Annotated in this window: 13 protein-coding genes and 1 pseudogene; 6 read left to right on the top strand and 8 right to left on the bottom strand. The window is 58.4% G+C overall.

Annotation, left to right across the window (positions count from 1 at the left end):
- Positions 1-54: 54 nt before the first annotated feature.
- Entirely contained in the window at positions 55-2577 is a 2523-nt protein-coding gene (locus ASB58_RS13620; RefSeq protein WP_118131246.1) for a TonB-dependent receptor, read from the top strand.
- On the opposite strand, the gene ASB58_RS13625 is transcribed toward ASB58_RS13620, so the two are convergent.
- The 4 genes and pseudogenes from ASB58_RS13625 to ASB58_RS20600 all read right to left on the bottom strand — a co-directional run.
- Positions 2574-3053, bottom strand: a complete 480-nt coding sequence (locus tag ASB58_RS13625; protein WP_118131247.1) for a pilin — start codon at positions 3051-3053, stop codon at positions 2574-2576. The genes ASB58_RS13620 and ASB58_RS13625 overlap by 4 nt on opposite strands.
- Positions 3050-3889: a hypothetical protein gene (locus ASB58_RS13630; protein ID WP_118131248.1), complete on the bottom strand. Its 840-nt coding sequence runs from the start codon at positions 3887-3889 to the stop codon at positions 3050-3052. Before ASB58_RS13630 ends, ASB58_RS13625 begins: the two co-directional genes overlap by 4 nt.
- A 107-nt stretch (positions 3890-3996) precedes the next feature.
- Positions 3997-4860 (bottom strand): methyl-accepting chemotaxis protein, encoded by an 864-nt coding sequence (locus ASB58_RS20595; RefSeq protein WP_425221477.1) that lies wholly within the window; start codon positions 4858-4860, stop codon positions 3997-3999.
- A pseudogene (locus ASB58_RS20600) lies at positions 4855-5622 on the bottom strand (MCP four helix bundle domain-containing protein); the annotation flags it as partial. The gene ASB58_RS20595 and the pseudogene ASB58_RS20600, both read right to left, overlap by 6 nt.
- Before the next feature lie 477 nt (positions 5623-6099).
- Between ASB58_RS20600 and ASB58_RS13640 the strand changes: the two are divergent.
- Positions 6100-6582 (top strand): hypothetical protein, encoded by a 483-nt coding sequence (locus ASB58_RS13640; RefSeq protein WP_147336839.1) that lies wholly within the window; start codon positions 6100-6102, stop codon positions 6580-6582.
- A gap of 318 nt (positions 6583-6900) precedes the next feature.
- Here the strand turns inward: ASB58_RS13640 and ASB58_RS13645 are convergent, their stop codons facing one another.
- The 3 genes from ASB58_RS13645 to ASB58_RS13655 all read right to left on the bottom strand — a co-directional run bounded on the left by ASB58_RS13645 (position 6901) and on the right by ASB58_RS13655 (position 10127).
- Complete coding sequence (locus ASB58_RS13645; protein ID WP_118131251.1) at positions 6901-7314, bottom strand: hypothetical protein; 414 nt, start codon at positions 7312-7314, stop codon at positions 6901-6903.
- A 461-nt stretch (positions 7315-7775) separates the two neighbouring features.
- Complete coding sequence (locus tag ASB58_RS13650; RefSeq protein WP_118131252.1) at positions 7776-8852, bottom strand: AbrB family protein; 1077 nt, start codon at positions 8850-8852, stop codon at positions 7776-7778.
- Positions 8853-8867: 15 nt separating this feature from the next.
- Entirely contained in the window at positions 8868-10127 is a 1260-nt protein-coding gene (locus tag ASB58_RS13655; protein ID WP_118131253.1) for an OprD family porin, read from the bottom strand.
- 280 nt (positions 10128-10407) lie between these two features.
- Here ASB58_RS13655 and ASB58_RS13660 point away from each other — a divergent pair, with 280 nt between their 5' ends.
- From ASB58_RS13660 to ASB58_RS13675, 4 genes are all read left to right on the top strand, one after another.
- Positions 10408-11379 carry a TAXI family TRAP transporter solute-binding subunit gene (locus ASB58_RS13660; RefSeq protein ID WP_118131254.1) on the top strand — a complete coding sequence of 324 codons (972 nt, stop codon included), beginning with the start codon at positions 10408-10410 and terminating at the stop codon, positions 11377-11379.
- 78 nt (positions 11380-11457) lie between these two features.
- Positions 11458-13335: a TRAP transporter permease gene (locus ASB58_RS13665; RefSeq protein WP_118131255.1), complete on the top strand. Its 1878-nt coding sequence runs from the start codon at positions 11458-11460 to the stop codon at positions 13333-13335.
- 122 nt (positions 13336-13457) lie between these two features.
- On the top strand, positions 13458-14339 hold the full coding sequence (locus ASB58_RS13670) for a LysR substrate-binding domain-containing protein (RefSeq protein WP_118131256.1): 882 nt from the start codon (positions 13458-13460) through the stop codon (positions 14337-14339).
- A 48-nt stretch (positions 14340-14387) separates the two neighbouring features.
- On the top strand, positions 14388-15746 hold the full coding sequence (locus tag ASB58_RS13675; RefSeq protein WP_118131257.1) for an MmgE/PrpD family protein: 1359 nt from the start codon (positions 14388-14390) through the stop codon (positions 15744-15746).
- 329 nt (positions 15747-16075) lie between these two features.
- On the opposite strand, the gene ASB58_RS13680 is transcribed toward ASB58_RS13675, so the two are convergent.
- On the bottom strand, positions 16076-18145 hold the full coding sequence (locus tag ASB58_RS13680) for an FAD-dependent oxidoreductase (RefSeq protein ID WP_118131258.1): 2070 nt from the start codon (positions 18143-18145) through the stop codon (positions 16076-16078).
- Between the last annotated feature and the right edge of the window lie 6 nt (positions 18146-18151).

Genomic DNA, 18151 nt, shown 5'->3' on the forward strand with positions numbered 1-18151 from the left:
ACTGCTGCGTTCTCTGGGGTGTTACCACTCGGCGTACAGCCCAAGGAGAGCGCAATGAAGCCCTGCCACCCCCGTTCCGCCCTGTCCCGTCTGACCCTGTCCTTGCTGGCCGCCGCCAGCCTGCAGGCACAGGCGGCCAGCCTTGACCTGAACCTGCCAGCGCAGCCGTTGGCTGCCTCGCTGACCAGCCTGGCGCAGGCCGGGCAACTGCAGATTCTGTTCGACGAGGCGCAGTTGCGAGGCTTGAGCGCGCCGGCGGTGGATGGCCGTTATGAGCCTGAGGCGGCCTTACAGCTGTTGCTGCAGGGCTCCCACCTGGAGCTGGTGCCGGTTGATCAGGGCTTTGTCATTCGCCCGCGCCCGCGGACATCGGGCAGTGACAACGGCATCACCCTGCAAACCCTGACCGTGGTGGGCGATGGCCTGGAGGTCAACTCCGCCAACATCGGTCGCTCAACCCTGGGCCGTCGCGAGATCGAGCGCCAGCAGGCCAACAACATCCCCAGCCTGCTGCAGACCCTGCCGGGTGTGACCATGGGTGGCTCGGCCAAGCCGGGTGGGCAGACGGTTAATATCTGGGGTCTGGGTGACGCCGAGGACGTACCCTTCACCCTGGATGGCGCCAACAAGAGCGGCTTTGAGCGCTATCAGCAGGGCACCATCTTTATCGAGCCCGAGCTGATCGAGCGCGTTGAGGTGGAGAAGGGCCCTTACTCGGCGTTCACCGGTAACGGCGGCTTTGGCGGTACCGTGCACATGGAAACCCGCGATGCCACCGACATGCTCAAGCCGGGCCGCAACAGCGGCGCCTTTGTGAAGTACGGCTACCAGAGCAACGACCAGCAGCGCAGCTATACCGGCGCCCTGTTCGGCCGCACCGACGATGGCCTGTTCGACGGCCTGCTGTACCTCAATCACCGCGACAGCGATGACATCAAACTGGCCGGACACATCGATCAGGGCGAAGGCTACTTGTACCCCGAGCGCTACCCCTACACCGCGCAAAATCAGGATGCGGTGCTGTTCAAGGGCAACTTCAACCCGAGCCCCGAACACAGCTTTGGCCTGACCTACAGCCGCAGCAAGCTGGACCTGCGCAGCCCCTTTAGCGCCGTGACCTTTCTGGTGCCGAGCAAGTGGTCGATTGATCGCTACGGCAGCCTGGAGGCGGCCATGCACCGGCTGCTGTCCAACCGCGAGCTGATCGACACCACCTGGTCCGGCAAGTACCACTACCAGCCGCTGAACAACCCGCTGGTGGACCTGGAGATCAGCTACTCGCTGTCGGACACCGACCAGACCGACACCCGTGATGATGACGCCAGCTACAGCTCTTCCACCGGCGGCAAGTACATCAACACCCAGTACCGCGACAAGGTGTTTGAGGTACGCAACACCAGCCTGTTCGACAGCGGCGCGCTGGCCCACGAGCTGACCGCCGGTATCCAGTGGCGGCTGCATACCCGTGACGTGCTGATGTACCTGCCGACCTTTGCCAGCAACCCGGATTACAACTTTGGCTGGTATCAGCCGCAGTTCATGCCGGCCGGTGAACAGGAGGCCCGCAGCCTGTTCCTGCAGGATGCGATTACCCTCGGCGATGTCACCATCACCCCGTCGCTGCGCTATGACCATGTCACCAATCGCGGCAAGCGCAACCTGGCCGTGCGCTACAACAACCCGGACATGAACCACGATTACCGCTCGGTCACCTACACCGGTTGGTCACCACGTTTGTCGGTGTTCTGGCGGGTCAACCCGACTCTGGGCCTGTTCGTCGATTACGCCAAAACCTGGCGTGCGCCGGTGCTGGATGAGCAGTACGAAGTGCAGAGCAGCTCCACGCTCAGCGGCAGCAGCCGTGATCTGGATGCCGAACAGATGCGTGGTGTGCGCGGCGGGGCGGTGGTCAGCCTGCCGGACCTGATCAGCCAGGGCGACAACCTGCAGGTGCGTGCAACGCTGTTCCGTCACCGCATCAGCGACGAGATCTTCAAATTTCGCTCCATCGCCTGCCAGGCGCAGGCCGAGAATGGCGGCAGCATCAGCGATAACTGTGGCGACCTGCTGCCCCTGTCCAACTACCGCAACCTGGACGGCCTGACCATTCGCGGCGCAGAGATCGAGAGCTACTACGACAGCCAGCGGGTGTTTGCCAGCCTGTCCTACTCCTGGACCGAGGGCCGTCACGACGGCGCCTACAGCAACCCCTGGGGCCCCAATGTCTGGGCGCGCGATATTCCGCCGGTCAAATGGGTCGCCATGTTGGGTGTCAAGGTGCCGGAAATCGACGTGCAGCTGGGCTGGCAGGGTGAGTTTGTGCGCAAGAGCGATCGCCAGCCCTCGGATCGCTACGACGGCAGCGGCGAGCGCTACTGGGATAGCTTTGATAACGGCAGCTACGACGTTCACCGCGTGTTTGCCGACTGGTCACCACGCACTGGTCAGCTGGCCGACCTCAGCGTCAAGCTGACCGTGGACAACATCTTCAACCGCTTCTACCGCCCGGCGATGTCCGGTGACAACGCCTACTCACAAGGCCGTAACGCCAAATTCAGCGTCAGCTATGCGTTCTAGCCACGGCACGCCGCTGGCAGAAACTCGCGGTCCAGATCCGTCTTGTTGGCGCCGCGGGTTTCCATGCCGGTAACCGGTTCGTCATAGCCGCACAGCCAGGCAATCGGGCTGGTCGGGCTGCCGGTCACGACCGCCGGGCGAAAGGTCAGCGTCTTGCCCTGCAGCGGCTGGGAGGCCTTGTTGCCCAGGGTCACGTGGATGGCGCCGGACTCGACGACCACACCGGTGATGCGGTTGCCGATCAGCTGCTGCGGCGCAGGCATACCCGCCGCGCCGTTGTCCGCGGGAAAGGCCAGGCGCTGCTCGTAGTAGTCGTTGATGCGGCTTTTGAGCGAGCCGGCCATGCTCACGGCCTCGGTAATCTCGCTGCGCTGGATGTAGGTCTGGTATGAGGGGAGGGCGATGGACGCCAGGATGCCGATGATGGCGCACACCACCATCAGCTCGATCAGGGTAAAACCGTGGTTGTGCTTCATATCGCCTCTCCCAGGCTGAAGATGGGTGCATAGGCACTGGTCAGGAACATCATCACCGCCACGATCACGACCACCGCGACCAGCGTTGTCAGGGCTTTGAGCTGTTTTTCGCAGGCCTGCAAAAAGCCTTGCATCTGCACCTCGGTCAGGGCCTGTATCTCGATGGCCAGGTCCATTCCGCGCTCTTCAACCTGCTGCAGGTGACGCAGCACCGGGCTCTGCTCTGACAGCGCGTGCCGGTCGAGCGTCGGGTATTGCAGGGCATCGGCCATCTGACGGTAGGCGCGGCGGCAGCTGGGCAACACCAGCAGGCGGCAGGCCAGGCTGTCGTGGGCGTTTACCTTGAACTGGAACAGCCGCCGCATCTGCAGCGCACTCAGCAGCGCCAGTAAAATCAGCAGTGAGATGGCCAGAATGAACAGGCTCCAGTAGGTCTGGTACAGCGCCAGGTAGGCAGGAGGCGCCATCTCGAGATTGTTTAGCAGGTCGCTGAACGTGGGGGTGATCTTGAACTGGTAGATGCCTGCGACCATATAGAACACAAAGGTAACGTAGGCGAGGTAGGCCAGCGCGCGCTTGAACTTCACCGGGGCTTCGAGCTGCCGGCCCAGGTTGAGCTGCTGGTAGGTGTTGAGCGCGCGCTCGGCGTTGTCGGGGTCGGGTATGGCAGCAAGCCGCGTCAGCAGCTGCGCGGGCCAGCTGTCGGCCTTTGGCGCCGGCCCGTAGAGCGAGCAGGCCTGTTCGGACTGCGCCTGCTCAAGCCGCGCCGCGAGGCTGGCGCCGCTACTGTCGTTGCCTGCCTGGCGGCAGATATAGCCAAATCTGTCCCACGTCATGTGCGCTGTGCTCTCCCTGCTCTGACTGACCAGCCCGCGGGGTCAGCGGGCTGCGGCGCAACAATCGCACACTCGGGTCAGCGCCACAAGCGCCTGAAGGGGGCTCTTTACAGGCGGAAGCGGGCAACCAGATCCCGCAGTTGCACGGCCAGTTTCGACAGCTCCTGACTGGCGCTGTTGGTCTGCTCGGCGCCGGCGGCGCTTTGCGTCGACAGGTCACGGATATTGACCAGGTTGCGGTCCACTTCCCGCGCTACCTGCACCTGCTCCTCCGAGGCGCTGGCAATCACCAGGTTGCGCTCGTTGATCGAGCTGACCGCGCGGGTAACGCCCTCCAGCGCCTCGCCGGCGGCCTGCGCCAAACGCAGGGTGGTGGCGGCCAGGCCGGTACTGCCCTGCATGGCCTGCACCGCACTGCTGGCGCCTTTTTGCACACTGCCGATCATCTGTTCGATCTCGGTGGTCGACTGCTGGGTACGGTGCGCCAGTGCTCTTACCTCGTCGGCCACCACGGCAAAACCGCGCCCCTGTTCACCGGCGCGCGCGGCCTCGATGGCAGCATTGAGCGCCAGCAGGTTGGTTTGTTCGGCAACCGCGCGGATGACATCCAGCATCTGGGTGATGCTGTTGACCTCGGCAGCCAGCGATTCAACGTTCTCGGCGGTTTCGGTCAGGTCATTGGTCAGGGCATTGATCGAGGACACCGTCTGGCGCACCTGATCCTGGCCATTGCGCGAGTGTTCATCGGTCTCACGCGACGCGTCGGAGGTGCTCGCGGCGTTGCGGGCAACCTCTTCGACCGCGGCGGTCATTTCGTTGACCGCGGTGGCGGCCTGCTCAAGTTCGTTGTTCTGCTGGCGCAGGCCGCGGGCGGAATCTTCGGTAACCGCATTCAGCTCTTCCGAGGCGGACGCCAGTTGAGAGGAGGCGTTGCTGATGCCTTCAATGGTGTCGCTCAGGCTGTCGCGCATGGCGGCCAGCGCCTTGAGCAGCTCGGCCGGTTCGTCGTTGCCCTCGGCCTGCACGCGCTGGGACAGGTCGCCCGAGGCGATGGTGCGCGCCACCTGCAATGCCTGGTTGATCGGCCCGACAATGCTGCGGGTCAGCATCAGCGCCAGCACAATGGTGGCAATGACCGAGGCAATGGCCAGGGCGAGCACCATCTTCACGCTGCCACCGTACACGTCGGCGGTATTGCTGGCGGCAGCGGAGGCGCCCTGCTGATTCAGTTTGGTCAGCTCGGCCAGCCGGGCGACCATGTCGTCGGCGTAGCCGTTCAGTTTGCTGGATACGGCGTCTTCAGCCGCCTGCCTGCGCCCTGACTTGACCAGGTCGGTGACGACTTCTTGCTGCGCCATGTAACGGTCGCGGGCGGCAACAAACTGGCCGTAGGCTGCGCGCTCCTGCTCGGAAGAGATCAGCGCCTCGTAACGGCCATCCGCCGCGTCCAGCGCTGCCTTGCCTTCCTGCATGCGGGCCAGGGTGTCGTTGATGTCGGCCGTGGACTCCTGGGTCAGCAGGCGCAGGGTCAGGGCGCGCACCCGCGAGGTCGCCAGGCCAATGTCGTTGCTGGCGAGAATGGCCGGCAGCCAGTTCTTGTCGACCTCATCCGAGTAAGAGTGCATGCGCTGCATCTGCAAGAGCGCAAAGCCACCCAATGCCACCATGAGCAGAGTCATCAGTGCAAAAAATAGGCTGGCGCGTAGGCCGATGGTGAGGTTTCTGACTGACATGGGGTCTCCAGGTGGCAGTGGCCTAAAGATAAGGGTGCTGTTGCTGTGCTTCGACTGACACTCAAGCAGGCGAACGACATTGACCAGTCAATCGGCTGGCTCGGTTCGGGCAGCGTTCTCTACTGAGTATATCGGAGGTTTCAGGTATTTCTTGATGTTACACAGCGGAGGATTTTCACGGGCAAGCGTAGCCAATAGCATGGCTCAATGCCATTAAACCTTGGTGCTAAACGGGGCCGGTGGTTGTGCGATGCGTGCTTGTTGGTGTCGTCGGTTATCGCGCTGCTGACGGTGCCGGTATTTGCCCGGTGTTTGTCCCCAGTCTGCGGCGCTATGAGGGCAACCGGTACCGGACTTTAGGTCTGTGACGCTCTGACCTCCAGCGCCGGCATCTCTGTGTCAGCGGATACTTACACTGGACAGATGCTCACGATAGCGGCCTACTGCTGGGGTGGACGGATTTTGGGTATATGCGCGATGACAAAGAAACCGGCTTTCCTCGTAAAGTCGCTTTTCTGGGGCATGGTATTTCTGATTGCCAGCCTCTTGATAATGGCAGCCGTGTCGTTTCGCGGTGTGGTGGTTTACCAGAGTCAGGATCTGCCGGCGCTGGAAGCCAGCAGAGGCCAAAGCTTGTCGGCTGACCAGATGGCGGCGAACCAAGCTGCCGCTGAACGGCATTTCGAACAATGGATGCAACGTGAGCGCCAGCTGTCGTCGACAGAGCAGCTTGCCCGGTTTAAAGGGGGGAGCTATTACCTGACGTGGCTTCCCTGGCTTGTGTTCGGCTGGTTTTTCTATCGCTGGCCGCTGCCCAATTTGGGACTCGCCTTGCTGCCAGCGCTCGGGTTTTGCCTGGTGGGGCTGGTCTGGCCGGTTGAGGTAGTGCTGATGTTTCTAGCAACCCTGATAGCCGCCTTGGTGACGCGACTTACACGACGGGTTGCTCCTGGCCGTTGATACTGTCAAACGGCTTTGGCGCGTCCCAGCTCCTTATTCGCTTGTCAAAACCCAAACCACCAAACTAGGGAAACAAGGGCGACCAGAAGCGGCAAGAGGACCGTATCCTTGTATTCCTTTTCACTCCCAAGTGTGGCCCGCCAATACTATTCCCTGGCCACAACCTTGATCACCTTTCTACCCTTGAAGCGGAGTGCCGCTACATGCTCGTAGCGTCCGTTCGTTTTCACGTCCTTGAGACTGGGTAGTTAAACCCTGCGCTCGCTTGGCGACATGTTAAATCTGGCTTTTGATTAACTCAGCACAGTAGTGGCCCAGCTACGCACCATCGATGCCTCGGGTTTGCTTGTAGGCCGGGTAGGCCGATACGCGCCAGGCCAGCAGCGACGCCGGCAGGGTGATAACACCATACACCCAGGAAATGTCGGCGACGCTGCTCTCAAACAGATACAGCTCAACCCCGATGGCAATCGCCTGAATCGTCAGTACAAACAGCAGCAGTGACGCCCATGGCTTCAACCGCAGCAGCGCCGTAACAGCCAGCAGAACGGCACCACCCGGCAGCGCAAGCACCAGCGTCACCACAAAGCTTAGCCCGCCAATCAGCAACAACTCCGACCCCACAGAGCGCGCCGCCACAGCGACTGCGATGGCGTGAGCTACTGCGGCGAAGCAGGCCGTGATGAGGGTGGCCGGCAGCAGGTGGGCTAGGTGTTGCCGCAATCGGGGCATGGGCTTCTGTCCGTGGTGGGGTGGTGTTGTTTTGATGCAAGCGTGCATTGGTGGGTGGGCAGGGGCAAGGCGTGGGCGATGGTCGGTGGTTTTGGAAGGGCGGTGGGTAAGCTGTTTAGGGGGGAAGGTGCGGACGTTGGCAGGTTCGGCTTGGGGCGCTTCATCGGGGCGGGGCATTTGGCGGTGGCGAGGGGCTGTGTCAGATGCTGACGCCGTTGGCATCGCTGTTTTATCGGCAAAACTTGAAGGAGCCCAGGAAAAACTGATCAGGTTCTGGGACGTGAGCTGTAGCCTTCGAAGGCATTCAAAGCGTTGGCTGTAGCGGATGGTCGCCCTCGTCGCCTGGCCGGGTGCGTGGTGGAAGAATGCCTGCACAGTTCATATTGGTGGATTTGCGCTCCTGGTCGGTAGCTGACGGCAAGCAACATTATCCTTTGTGCAACTGAAGGAAGTCCTCGCTATTAATGACCACTAAACTTGGTAGAGAGCTTTATCACGAGGTTGCTGCAGACAGCGCCGCAAAGAACCACGCCGAGAAGGCGGAGAGTCTGCAGTGCGACTACGAAACTGGCATCTGATCCGGTCTCGACCGCGATGATGGCCATTGAATCCAGCCCCCCTGGGCTTGTAGCGAGAAACATCGACAAGAAGTCCTTTTGGAATACCCCGCTTAGTGGCCATGCCAGTAGGCCGCATAGAACAATAAGCACGATATTTGCTGTCAATATAACCGGTACCAGGCGTGCGACCTGAATGATGGTAGCGCGAGTGAAACGCAAGCCGATATAACCGCCGATTGCTCCGTAGGCAAGTGTCATGATGGTGTCGTTGAGGGTGATTTCCATGTAACCGGATAGTTGCAGTGCGGTACCCAGAATTATTGGTGTAATAAGCGCGCCTGCCGGAATCAGGTTGCCGCTGAGTGCGCCCATAAAGGCCAGGGCAAGTGTGGCAAGTAGTCCCAGCCAATTAGCGCCTACCTCCATTTGAGTAAGCTCATGCATCGCGCCGGGCGCAACAAGCATATGGGACACCCAGGCGCCTAGCATCACAACACAGACCACTCTGATGTATTGCATGCTGGCGACAATGCGGCTGTCGGCACCTTGCTCTTCGGCCATGGCGATCATCGCTGAGGCTGCGCCTGGGCCGGTACCCCAGGCTGCGGCATCTGGCGGGATCTTGCTGGCGCACGCCAGAATAAGTCCAACGCCGAAGCTAAGAGCAATCGTCAGCAACGTAACCAGCGCCATCAGATACCAGTCTTTAGCAAGGGCAAGCAAAACGCTTAAGGTCACGGATTTTGCGACCAAGAGTCCGACGACACCCTGTCCGCTGCGGAACAGTATGCGTGGTACCTGAATGCGTGCCCCTAGTGTGCCCATCGCGATGGCAACCAGCATGGGGCCCAGCAGCAAGGCAGCAGGCAAACCGGCTTTATGCAGAATAAAGCCGGCGAGCCCTCCTGCGACTATCAGAACTATCCATTGCAGCGTTTTATGAGCTTTGAATGACGGTGATAGGCGCAGAGGGCTCATTTGGCATTTCCAGTGTTACAGGAGGGGAATGGTATAGCCGAGGATGACTCGGTTCTCGTCTGTGTCTCTAGCGAAACTGGAGCGGAAAGATGCGTTCCGGTATCTGACGAACAGGTTCTTCAGTGGCCCACTTTGGAAGTCGTAGCGCATCTCACTGTTGCGCTCCCACTCCTGACCGGTCTGGGTGGACCCAATAACTTCCGCTCCAGAGCCACGAACGTAACGCGTCATGAAGGTCAACCCGGGAATACCAACGCCTGCAAAATTGAAGTCATATCGCATTTGCCAGGATTGCTCATCGGGGTTGGCAAAGTCATTGAGCTGGGAGAAGTTGACCAGGAAGGGGTCGGTACCGTTCACGTAGGCGAAGCCGGTGTTTCCCATCATTTTTTGCCATGCAAGGCTGAACGTGTGATTGGGAAGACTGTAGGACAACATGGTGCTGATGGCTCTGTTGTCAACGTCGCCACCCAGACTCTGCCCAATATCACTTGCTGTGAACAGGCGGGTGTCGAGTTTCAGTGAGCCTTCTGGCAAGGCGTGTTGGTATTTGGCGCCCAGATAGTGCTGACGATAGACGTCATCCAGTTCAGCGGAATACCAGGTGGCCGTCAGGTTTTCACCAAGCGGAGCGTCGGCTCCGATAAAACTGAAATGGTCTGCCTCAACCGCTCCGGCGAATCGACTGTTCTTGTTGTTTAGCTGCAAGCCCTGGAAGTCAGAGGAGTTGCGCTGTTTAACATCATCGAAGCGGCCCAGCTTGAAGGTCAGGTTCCCGATGTCGTTGCTGGTCAGCATAACCCCGTCAAATGTTTGAGGAATGATGCGGCCGTTGTTTGGTTTCAATACCGGCAAGGGTTGCAGGTGCGTCCCTACGCTCAGTACCGTCTCGGACACCTTTGCCTTGGCGGTCATGCCCAGGTGAGAAAACTCGTCGGCGGCGCGCCCATCATCATGTGTCGGCAGGAGGCCGGTATTTACACGGTCAGGGGATGAGTCGAGTTTGATCCCGAGCATTCCCAGCGCGTCGACTCCAAAGCCAATCGGGCCGGAGGTATACCCGGATTGGAACTTAAGCAGGAAGCCTTGAGCCCATTCGTCTCTCTTTGACTGGCCTGTGCCTTCGCGAAAGTCGCGATTCAGATAGATGTTGCGCAGCTCCAGGGAGGCTTCGCTGTCCTGGATAAACTCGGCGAGAGCGGGCTGGCTGCATGCCAGTGCAGCGATGGTCATCAATGAAGCAGAGGCCAGGCGACTGTTCTTGTTTTTCAACATGGACACCTTTTGCTTGTTGGTTATAGGAAGGTTGTCTGCCCGTAGCTCCGGGCGGAAATCACTCTAATCACTGGCAAGCGGGGGCGGTTTTCACATATCTCATCGATACATGATTTTTCGTAAAACCACGCTGTGGAGGCTTCGTTATGATGTGGGCTCGTGGCATCAGGCACGCCGTGGTTCGTTCTTTTCTGCAAGATGCTTGACGCTGAATCAACGGCTTGCGTTTGGATGACATGCCTGCACGTTACTGATTTGAATAAAAATATCGGAGTCAAAAATGTGGAAAAAAAATAACAAGGCTAAGGTTCGCTCGATAATTTTCGGGGCGATTGGCGCTGCTGCCTGCGTATGCGCGGTACCAGCCAGTGCAACTCAGTTGTCGATTGCTACGGCAGGTACTACAGGTGTTTTCTATGCCTATGGCGGGGCGTTGGCCAGCGTTGTGGGCAAGCATGTCCCGGAAATTTCAATGACGGCTGAGTCTACCGGCGGCACAGTCGAGAATATGAAGATGCTATCGAAGGGGCAGGCAGACCTTGCGACGGCGTCGGCCGATGTTGTTCACGAAGCCTATACCGAGTTCGCAAGCTCCAAGCACTTTAAAGAAAAAGTGGACATGTACGCGCTGTTTAATATGTATCAGCAGCCGCACCACATTGTGACCCTGCAAGGTTCGGGCGTGAATGATATCGCCGATATTCGTGGAGAGCGGGTTGTGGTTGGTGCTCCTGGCTCGGGTACGGAAGTAAAGACACGGATGCTGCTGGACTCTCTGGATATCACTTATCGTGATTTTCGTCCGGAGTTCCTGACCTTTGCCGAGGGCGTTGAAGCGCTGCAGGATGGCACCGTGGAAGCGACCTTCCTGGGAGTCAACTACCCGGCACCAGCCATCATGAGCCTGGCGCTGACAAACCCCATCGATTTGCTTTCGTTGACCGACGATCAAGTCACAACGATCCGTACTCGTTACCCCTTTCTGGATCGTGCAGTGATTCCCGCAGGCACGTACAAGGGTGTTGATCACGACACCCAAACGGTCTCTGTTCAGACTCTCGTTGTGTCGAGCACGGATTTGTCTGAAGAGACGGCTTATCAAATCGTCAAGGCTGTTTTCGAAAACAAGGAAGAGCTCGAAAGCATCAACCATGCCTTCAAGCAAACCACGCTTGAAAATGCCACGAATACCGTTGTTCCGCTTCACCCTGGCGCCGCTCGTTACTTCCGTGAAGTCGGTGTCCTCAGGTAATCGGTTGAACGATGCTGAGGAGGCTCGGCTTCTCAGCATTCGATAGGACTGAAGTTGTCCGTTAGAGGAAATAGCAACATGGCTTCTAGCAAGACTATAGGGGGGGTGATTATTGTCATTTCCCTGCTTTTTACCGTGTTCCAGGTTTACACGGCAACCACTGGCCTGATGACGGCCATTTTGCAGCGTGGAATTCACCTGTCCTTTGTATTGGCGTTGGTTTTTCTGTTCTTCCCTGCAATTAGCGGTACGAAGCGCACTTTGTTTATCGATGTTCCGCTGATCTGTGCTGCTGTTTGCAGTGGTGTTTATCTCTACATGTCATTCGATGATTTGATCTATCGAATTGGTGACCCAAATCTGCCGGATATGATCGTTGGTTGTGTCACCGTTGTCGTGCTGCTGGAGGCGACTCGCCGCACGGTTGGCTGGGTGATGACGATGTTGGCTGTTATTTCGCTGCTGTACAGCTACTTTGGTCATTTCCTGCCAGAACCCTTTGGTCACTCGGGGCGCGATCTGGAACGCATCGTTACGCAGATGTTCTTTTCTACCGAGGGTATCTACGGCGTGCCGCTGGGTGTTGCTGCGACCTACGTGTTCCTGTTTATTTTGTTCGGATCCTTCATGGAAAAGAGCGGCGTGGGGACGTTGTTCATCAATTTGGCCAACGCATTTGCCGGTAAGTACCAGGGAGGGCCGGCAAAGGTCGGCATCATCTCGACTGCCAGTGTGGGAATGGTGTCCGGTAGCCCCGTTTCAGATGCAGCGACTACCGGCGCTTTCACCATTCCCATGATGAAGCGGGTTGGCTACAAGGCGCGCACTGCTGCAGCAATCGAGGCGGTTGGCGCTTCAGGTGCTTCGCTTATGCCGCCGGTCATGGGGGCGGGTGCATTTGTCATGGCTGACATGAGTGGCGTGCCCTATAGCGAGATCATTCTGCACGCGATTATTCCAGCCATGTTGTTCTATACAGCCTTGATGTTTGTCGTCGGAAACGAGGCGCGCAAGACTGGGGTCAAGGCGCTGCCGGCGGAGGAAATCCCCGCCAAGAAAGATGCCCTGCTGAAAAGCCTGCGTCTGCTGGTGCCGTTGCTGGTGCTGATTTTTTCGCTTGCGGTTCTCAGGGTCTCGCCGTTGCGGGCAGCGCTTTTCGCCACGGCTATCGTTGTTGTTACGACGTTTCTCTACAACTTCTTCAAGCCCGAACTGAAGGTGCCTGCCAAGCACATGCTGGAGGCGCTGATAGAGACACCGCGCAAGATACTCGTCGTGTCGGTTGCGTGTGCAACAGCAGGCATCATCATTGGCATGCTGGGTATGACCGGCTTGGGGCTCAAGCTTTCCGACATCCTGATGTCTATTTCCCAGGGGCATCTGCCTATTGCCTTGCTCTGTGCCATGGTGATCTCGATTGTGCTTGGCATGGGGCTGCCGCCCACCGCAGCCTATATTGTGATGGCCGTAACTGCAGCGCCGTTTCTGGTGCAGATGGGCGTCCCTGTGGTCGTCGCACATTTCTTTGTCTTTATGTACTGCTGTTACGCGCCGATTACCCCGCCGGTTGCGCTTGCGGCTTACACAACAGCAGGTATCGCTGGCTGTGATCCCTTCAAAGCCGGTCTGGATGCGTTCCGCATCAGCCTGACAGGCTTTGTTTTGCCGATCATGGTGGTTTACAACCAGTCGCTGCTTGGGCTGGGCTCCTGGGTCGATATCTTGACGGCGTGCGCCCTTGGGCTGGTTGCCGTATGGATGATGTCCATTGCATTGGTGGGTTGGCTGCAACGCCGTGTCGGTGTGATCTGGCGCCTTGTTCTTGCCATGGCTGCCGTTGGGTGTCTGACACCGGTAACATGGGCTCACCTCTGCTCGTTCGTTGTGTTGTTGGTATTTGTCTTCACACAGACGAACTGGCTGGTGAAGCGGTTTTCTTCAGCAACCCAGCTGTAGAAAGCAAGGGAGTTCGTGAGGAGGTGCCTCGGCTACCTCCTCGCGCTGGTCCTTGCAGGCAGTTCGGACAAGCAATCATTGACTGCAGCCGCTTGCAAAACTCCCATAAAGGCTGAAACCAGATGAGAAATATCCCACCCCTAAATGCACTGCGTGTTTTCGAAAGTGTTGCCAGACTCAAGAGTTTTTCGAAGGCCGCAGACGAACTTCACGTAAGTCAGTCGGCCGTAAGCAAGCAAATTAGCTTGCTCGAGAATTACCTGGGTGTTCAGTTCTTTCTGCGTGACCGAACGGGTATCCAGCTTACGGAGCTTGGGCAGCGCTATTTTGAAGGTGTGCAGCCGGCGTTCGAGCGAATCGTGGCTGCAACTCAAGGTTTAACGGCCCAGGTAGAGGATGAGCCGCTGCGGGTCCGCGTTTACTCGACGTTTGCCGCGCGCTGGTTGATGCATCGCTTACCCCGTCTGCAAAGCAGACATCCCGACCTCCGCATTCGTATTTCGACGGCAGTTGCCCCGGTGGATTTCGCGATCGAGCGCGTTGATGCGTCGATTCAGCTGGGCAAAGGGGAGTGGGAAGGGATGCAGCAAGATTTTCTGTTTGCTGATGAGCTGCGGCCGGTGTGTCGGCCAAAGCTGGTGGCAGGGCTCCCCGCCGGGAGGACGCCAGCAGATCTTGTTGGGCGGCGGCTTGTTCACTCCCGCTACCGGAAGAATGACTGGAGCGACTGGTTTGCCTCCGCCGGTATCGAGTATCAAATGGAGGAGGACCCCTTCATGTTGCCAAGCTCCCTGCTGGCCTATCAGGCGGCGCAGGACGGGCTGGGCATTGCGATCGCGCAAACCCGTATGGTCGAACGGGAGCTGCGTGCAGGCACCCTTATTTATTTTTGTGAACACACTCTTGTTCGAGATCTGGGCTATTACCTGGTCACGCCGATGAACTCGCCAAGGGAAGACAAGATAACCCGTTTCAGAGAGTGGCTTGCCCTGGAAATAAGCTAGCCGTCTCGAGACGGGCTCAACCTACTGTGAATGGATGATGAGACTGATATGGCCACGTTAATTGAGCAACTCGCCGACTTTGCCGTAAGTACTGCAGATTCGCGGATGGACGTCGACGTTTTGCACCATAGCAAGCGTGCAGTTCTGGACTGGTTTGCATCACTGTATCCGGGCACCCGTGAGCCGGTAGCGATGAATCTTGCTGCCGCCCACGCGGACGAACGCAATCTTGGCAAGAGCAGTCTGCCGGGTTTCGGGGCGACATCCTTGCCGGCGACAGCGGCGTGGATCAATGGCACGTCTTCCCATGCTGTCGAGTTTGATGACATTTTTAAGGATGCTGTCTATCACCCGGGGGTGCCGACGGTTGCCTCAGCGCTTGCAGTAGGCGAACACATCGGTGCTTCGGGGGCCGATTTTTTGCGGGCTATCATGGTTGGCTATGAGGTATCGACCCGTATTGGCGCGGCAGTGCAGCCATCCCATTACCATTATTTCCACACTACTGGCACCATCGGCAGCTTTGCTAGCGCCGCGGCTGCGGCGTCCCTGCTAGCGCCCACCAGTCGGGATGTTATGGCTCATGCGCTTGCAACCGCCGGGTCATTTGCGGCTGGGCTTCAGCAGGCGTTTCGGTCCGACTCAATGACCAAAGCGCTGCACGGTGGACATGCCGCTTCCTCGGGAGTTACCGCAGCGCGGGCGGCTTATAACGGCGTGACTGGCGCACTGGATATTCTTGAGGGAGAGGTCGGCTTTGGTGCGGCCATGAGCAAGTCGCCTCAATGGAACAAGGTGACCCAGGGCTTGGGAGAGGTCTACAACATCACTCGGGTGACTCACAAAAGTCACTGCTGCTGCGGCCACACCTTCGCTGCTATTGACGGTGTGCAATCGCTCCGCTCGCAGTTGTCGGAGTCCGAGCTTGCTGATGTCGAACGCATTGAGGTTGACACCTATCAGACGGCTTTGGATGTAACAGGTAACTATGCGCCTGTATCAGCCTATCAAGCCAAGTTCAGCATGCCCTATGTGCTGGTGCAGGCGTTGCGCTTTGGCAGCGTCAGACTGGAAGCCTTCTCGAATGAGCGTCTGTTGGATGGCGCAACACGTGAGCTCATGCAGCGCGTCGTGCTCAATGCTTGCCCGGAGCTGAGTGCACGGTTTCCTTCGAGCCGCTCGGCACGGGTTCGTCTTGTACTCAAGGGCGGGCGTGTGTTGGAGCACTTCGCTGCGCATCGCAGAGGCGATCCGGAAGCCCCGTTGAGTGACCGGGAGTTGAATGACAAGTTTTCCGAATTGGTTGTGCCGGTTATCGGTGCTGGTGCAGCGCAGGGGTTGGCGGAGAAAATCTGGTCCCTGGATAGCATCGAGCTGCGTGAGCTTAACCTCGTCTCTCTGGGATAGGGCCATTTGTCTGCATCATGTTGCTTGCCAGGGCCGGCAGCATGATGCAAGTACACCACGCGCTTTACGCCCTTGCAGGGTTGCAAGTCAGTGGCTGTGTTCCTTTGACTCTTCGCGTGGTCTTCCGCATATATTGGTATGAGCCGCGGCGACGTGCTGGTTTAGTGGGCTGTTAATGCGCGTTGGATAGCCTTCGTCGAGGTGCTTTCCGTGTCAATGTACGCGGCTCTGGGTGTGATAGGGCAGCGTATGGACCAGGCCCGATGCTGAGCATCGGGCCTGGTCGTTTTCCGTGTGGCTGAATATGGCAGAGAAACTCTGCACAAGGGTCATGCAGAGCGTTTTGATGGCTGGTTGTGCAGGTAATGGAATACCGACAGATCACCCATTTTGAATGTACTTCCCGATACCTTCGCCAGGTTTGATTGCTGGGCGTTCAGCTTGCTCAGTGGCTGGTTTGCAGCCCAAAAGCCCGGTCCGCCCTCCCATTTCGGGAAACCAAAACCATTAACCATGACCAGATCAATGTCTGTTGCTCGCGTCGTAACGCCTTCTGCCAGAAGCAGCGCAGCTTCGTTGGCGATGGTAAGCAGTGCGCGCTCAATGATTTGCTGCTGTGTAAACGCCTGTCGGGTAAACCCCTTACTACGGGATTCCTGCAGAATCAGACTGTTGACCTCTTCTGCCTCCTGTCGGTTTCCGCGCTCGTCGTAGCTGTAGTATCCACCCTGAGTCTTTCGGCCCAGTCGGCCTTGCTCGCACAACAGGTCGGGAATACGGCAGTAGCGCTCGCCCTCGGAACGCAGATGGGCGCGAGCCTTGCGCATACGCCATGCGATATCCAGACCGGACAAGTCCGCTACCGCGAAAGGCCCCATTGCCATGCCAAAAGCCTCCATGGCCTGGTCAATTTGCGACGGCAGTGCTCCTTCCTCCAGCATGTACTCACATTGCTGACGGTACGCAGCGTAAAGTCGGTTGCCGATAAAACCGAAGGCGTTGTTTGCAACGATTGGCAGTTTGCCCAGACGCCTGGCGAGAGCAAAGCCGGTGCTGACAGCGGCGGGCGCGCTATACATTCCGGAAATCACCTCAACCAGGCGCATTACGTTGGCAGGACTGAAAAAGTGCATGCCAATGACTTGCTGAGGTTTCTGCGCGGCCTCGGCGATCTGGTCAATATCCAGATAGGAGGTGTTTGTGGCGAATATTGCGCCATCACGGAGCAGTGGCTCCACCTTGCGTAGCAGCTCCTGCTTCACTTGCAGATCTTCAAAAACAGCCTCAATGACGAATTGGGCTGCCGACAGCTGGGCCCAGTCGACAGTCGGGTTGAGTCTGGCCAGTGCATCATAAGCTGATGCCTGAGAAAGACGGCCTTTTGCGACGCGGCGCTGGTACTCCTGAGCAATCCGCTCTTGGCCGGTTTGCAGGGCGGTCGGGTTCTGTTCGAGCAGAATAACCTCAAGGCCAGCTTGCAGCAGCGCCAGTGCAATGCCGCAGCCCATCGTCCCGGCCCCAATGACGGCAACGCGGTTCACTTCAGCCCCAGGCACACCATCCAGCTCGAGCCGTTTGCTTGACTGGCGTTCGGCAAAGAAGAGGTGGCGTAGTGCAAAGGCATCATTTGACAGTCGCAGGTCTTGGAAAATGCGGCGCTCTTCCGCCAGTGCCAGGTCGGCTGGAGTGCTAGCCGCGCTTTTAATCGTATCGATGGCTGCGATGACTTGCGGACGATGTCGTCCTGCTTTGAGTGCCGCAGCCGCGGCCGCCTCGATATCCTGGGTCTCGGCGGCAGGCGTCGACAACGCCAGAACCTGACGTTTGCTGCCGAGCGTTCGCAGGTAGTCCACTGCGAAGTCGGCCAGGTTGCCAATGGAAATGGCATCAATAATGCCCAGGCGGTGTGCTTCTTCGGCTTTGAGGCGGGTGCCCGCGCAAATCAACTCAATTGACTTGGGTATGCCGACGAGGCGAGGCAGGCGCTGCGTACCGCCTGCGCCAGGAATCATGCCAAGGGTCACCTCCGGCAGTCCAACCATGCTATCGATGGCGGCTACCCGGGCATCACAACCGAGGGCTAATTCCAGCCCTCCACCCAGTGCAGAACCATGAATTGCAGCGATCACCGGTTTGCTGCAGCGCTCAATTGCTTTGATTACGCTGGGGAGCTGGGGCTCTTCCAGGGGCGCGCCAAACTCCTTTAGATCAGAGCCGGCAATAAACGTTTTTCCCGCTCCGATAAGGACGGCACCAATCAGGGCTGAATCATGCTCAACCAGCTCAATAGCCTCAAGTATGCCCCGACGGACCGCCAGTGAACCTGCGTTCACGGGCGGATTGTTTATATAGACCAGCGCAACGTTACCGTTGCGCTGGATGCTGATGTAGTCACTCATCAAAGG

The sequence above is a fragment of the Pseudomonas abyssi genome (genome assembly GCF_003444685.1).
Lineage (GTDB): Bacteria > Pseudomonadota > Gammaproteobacteria > Pseudomonadales > Pseudomonadaceae > Halopseudomonas > Halopseudomonas abyssi.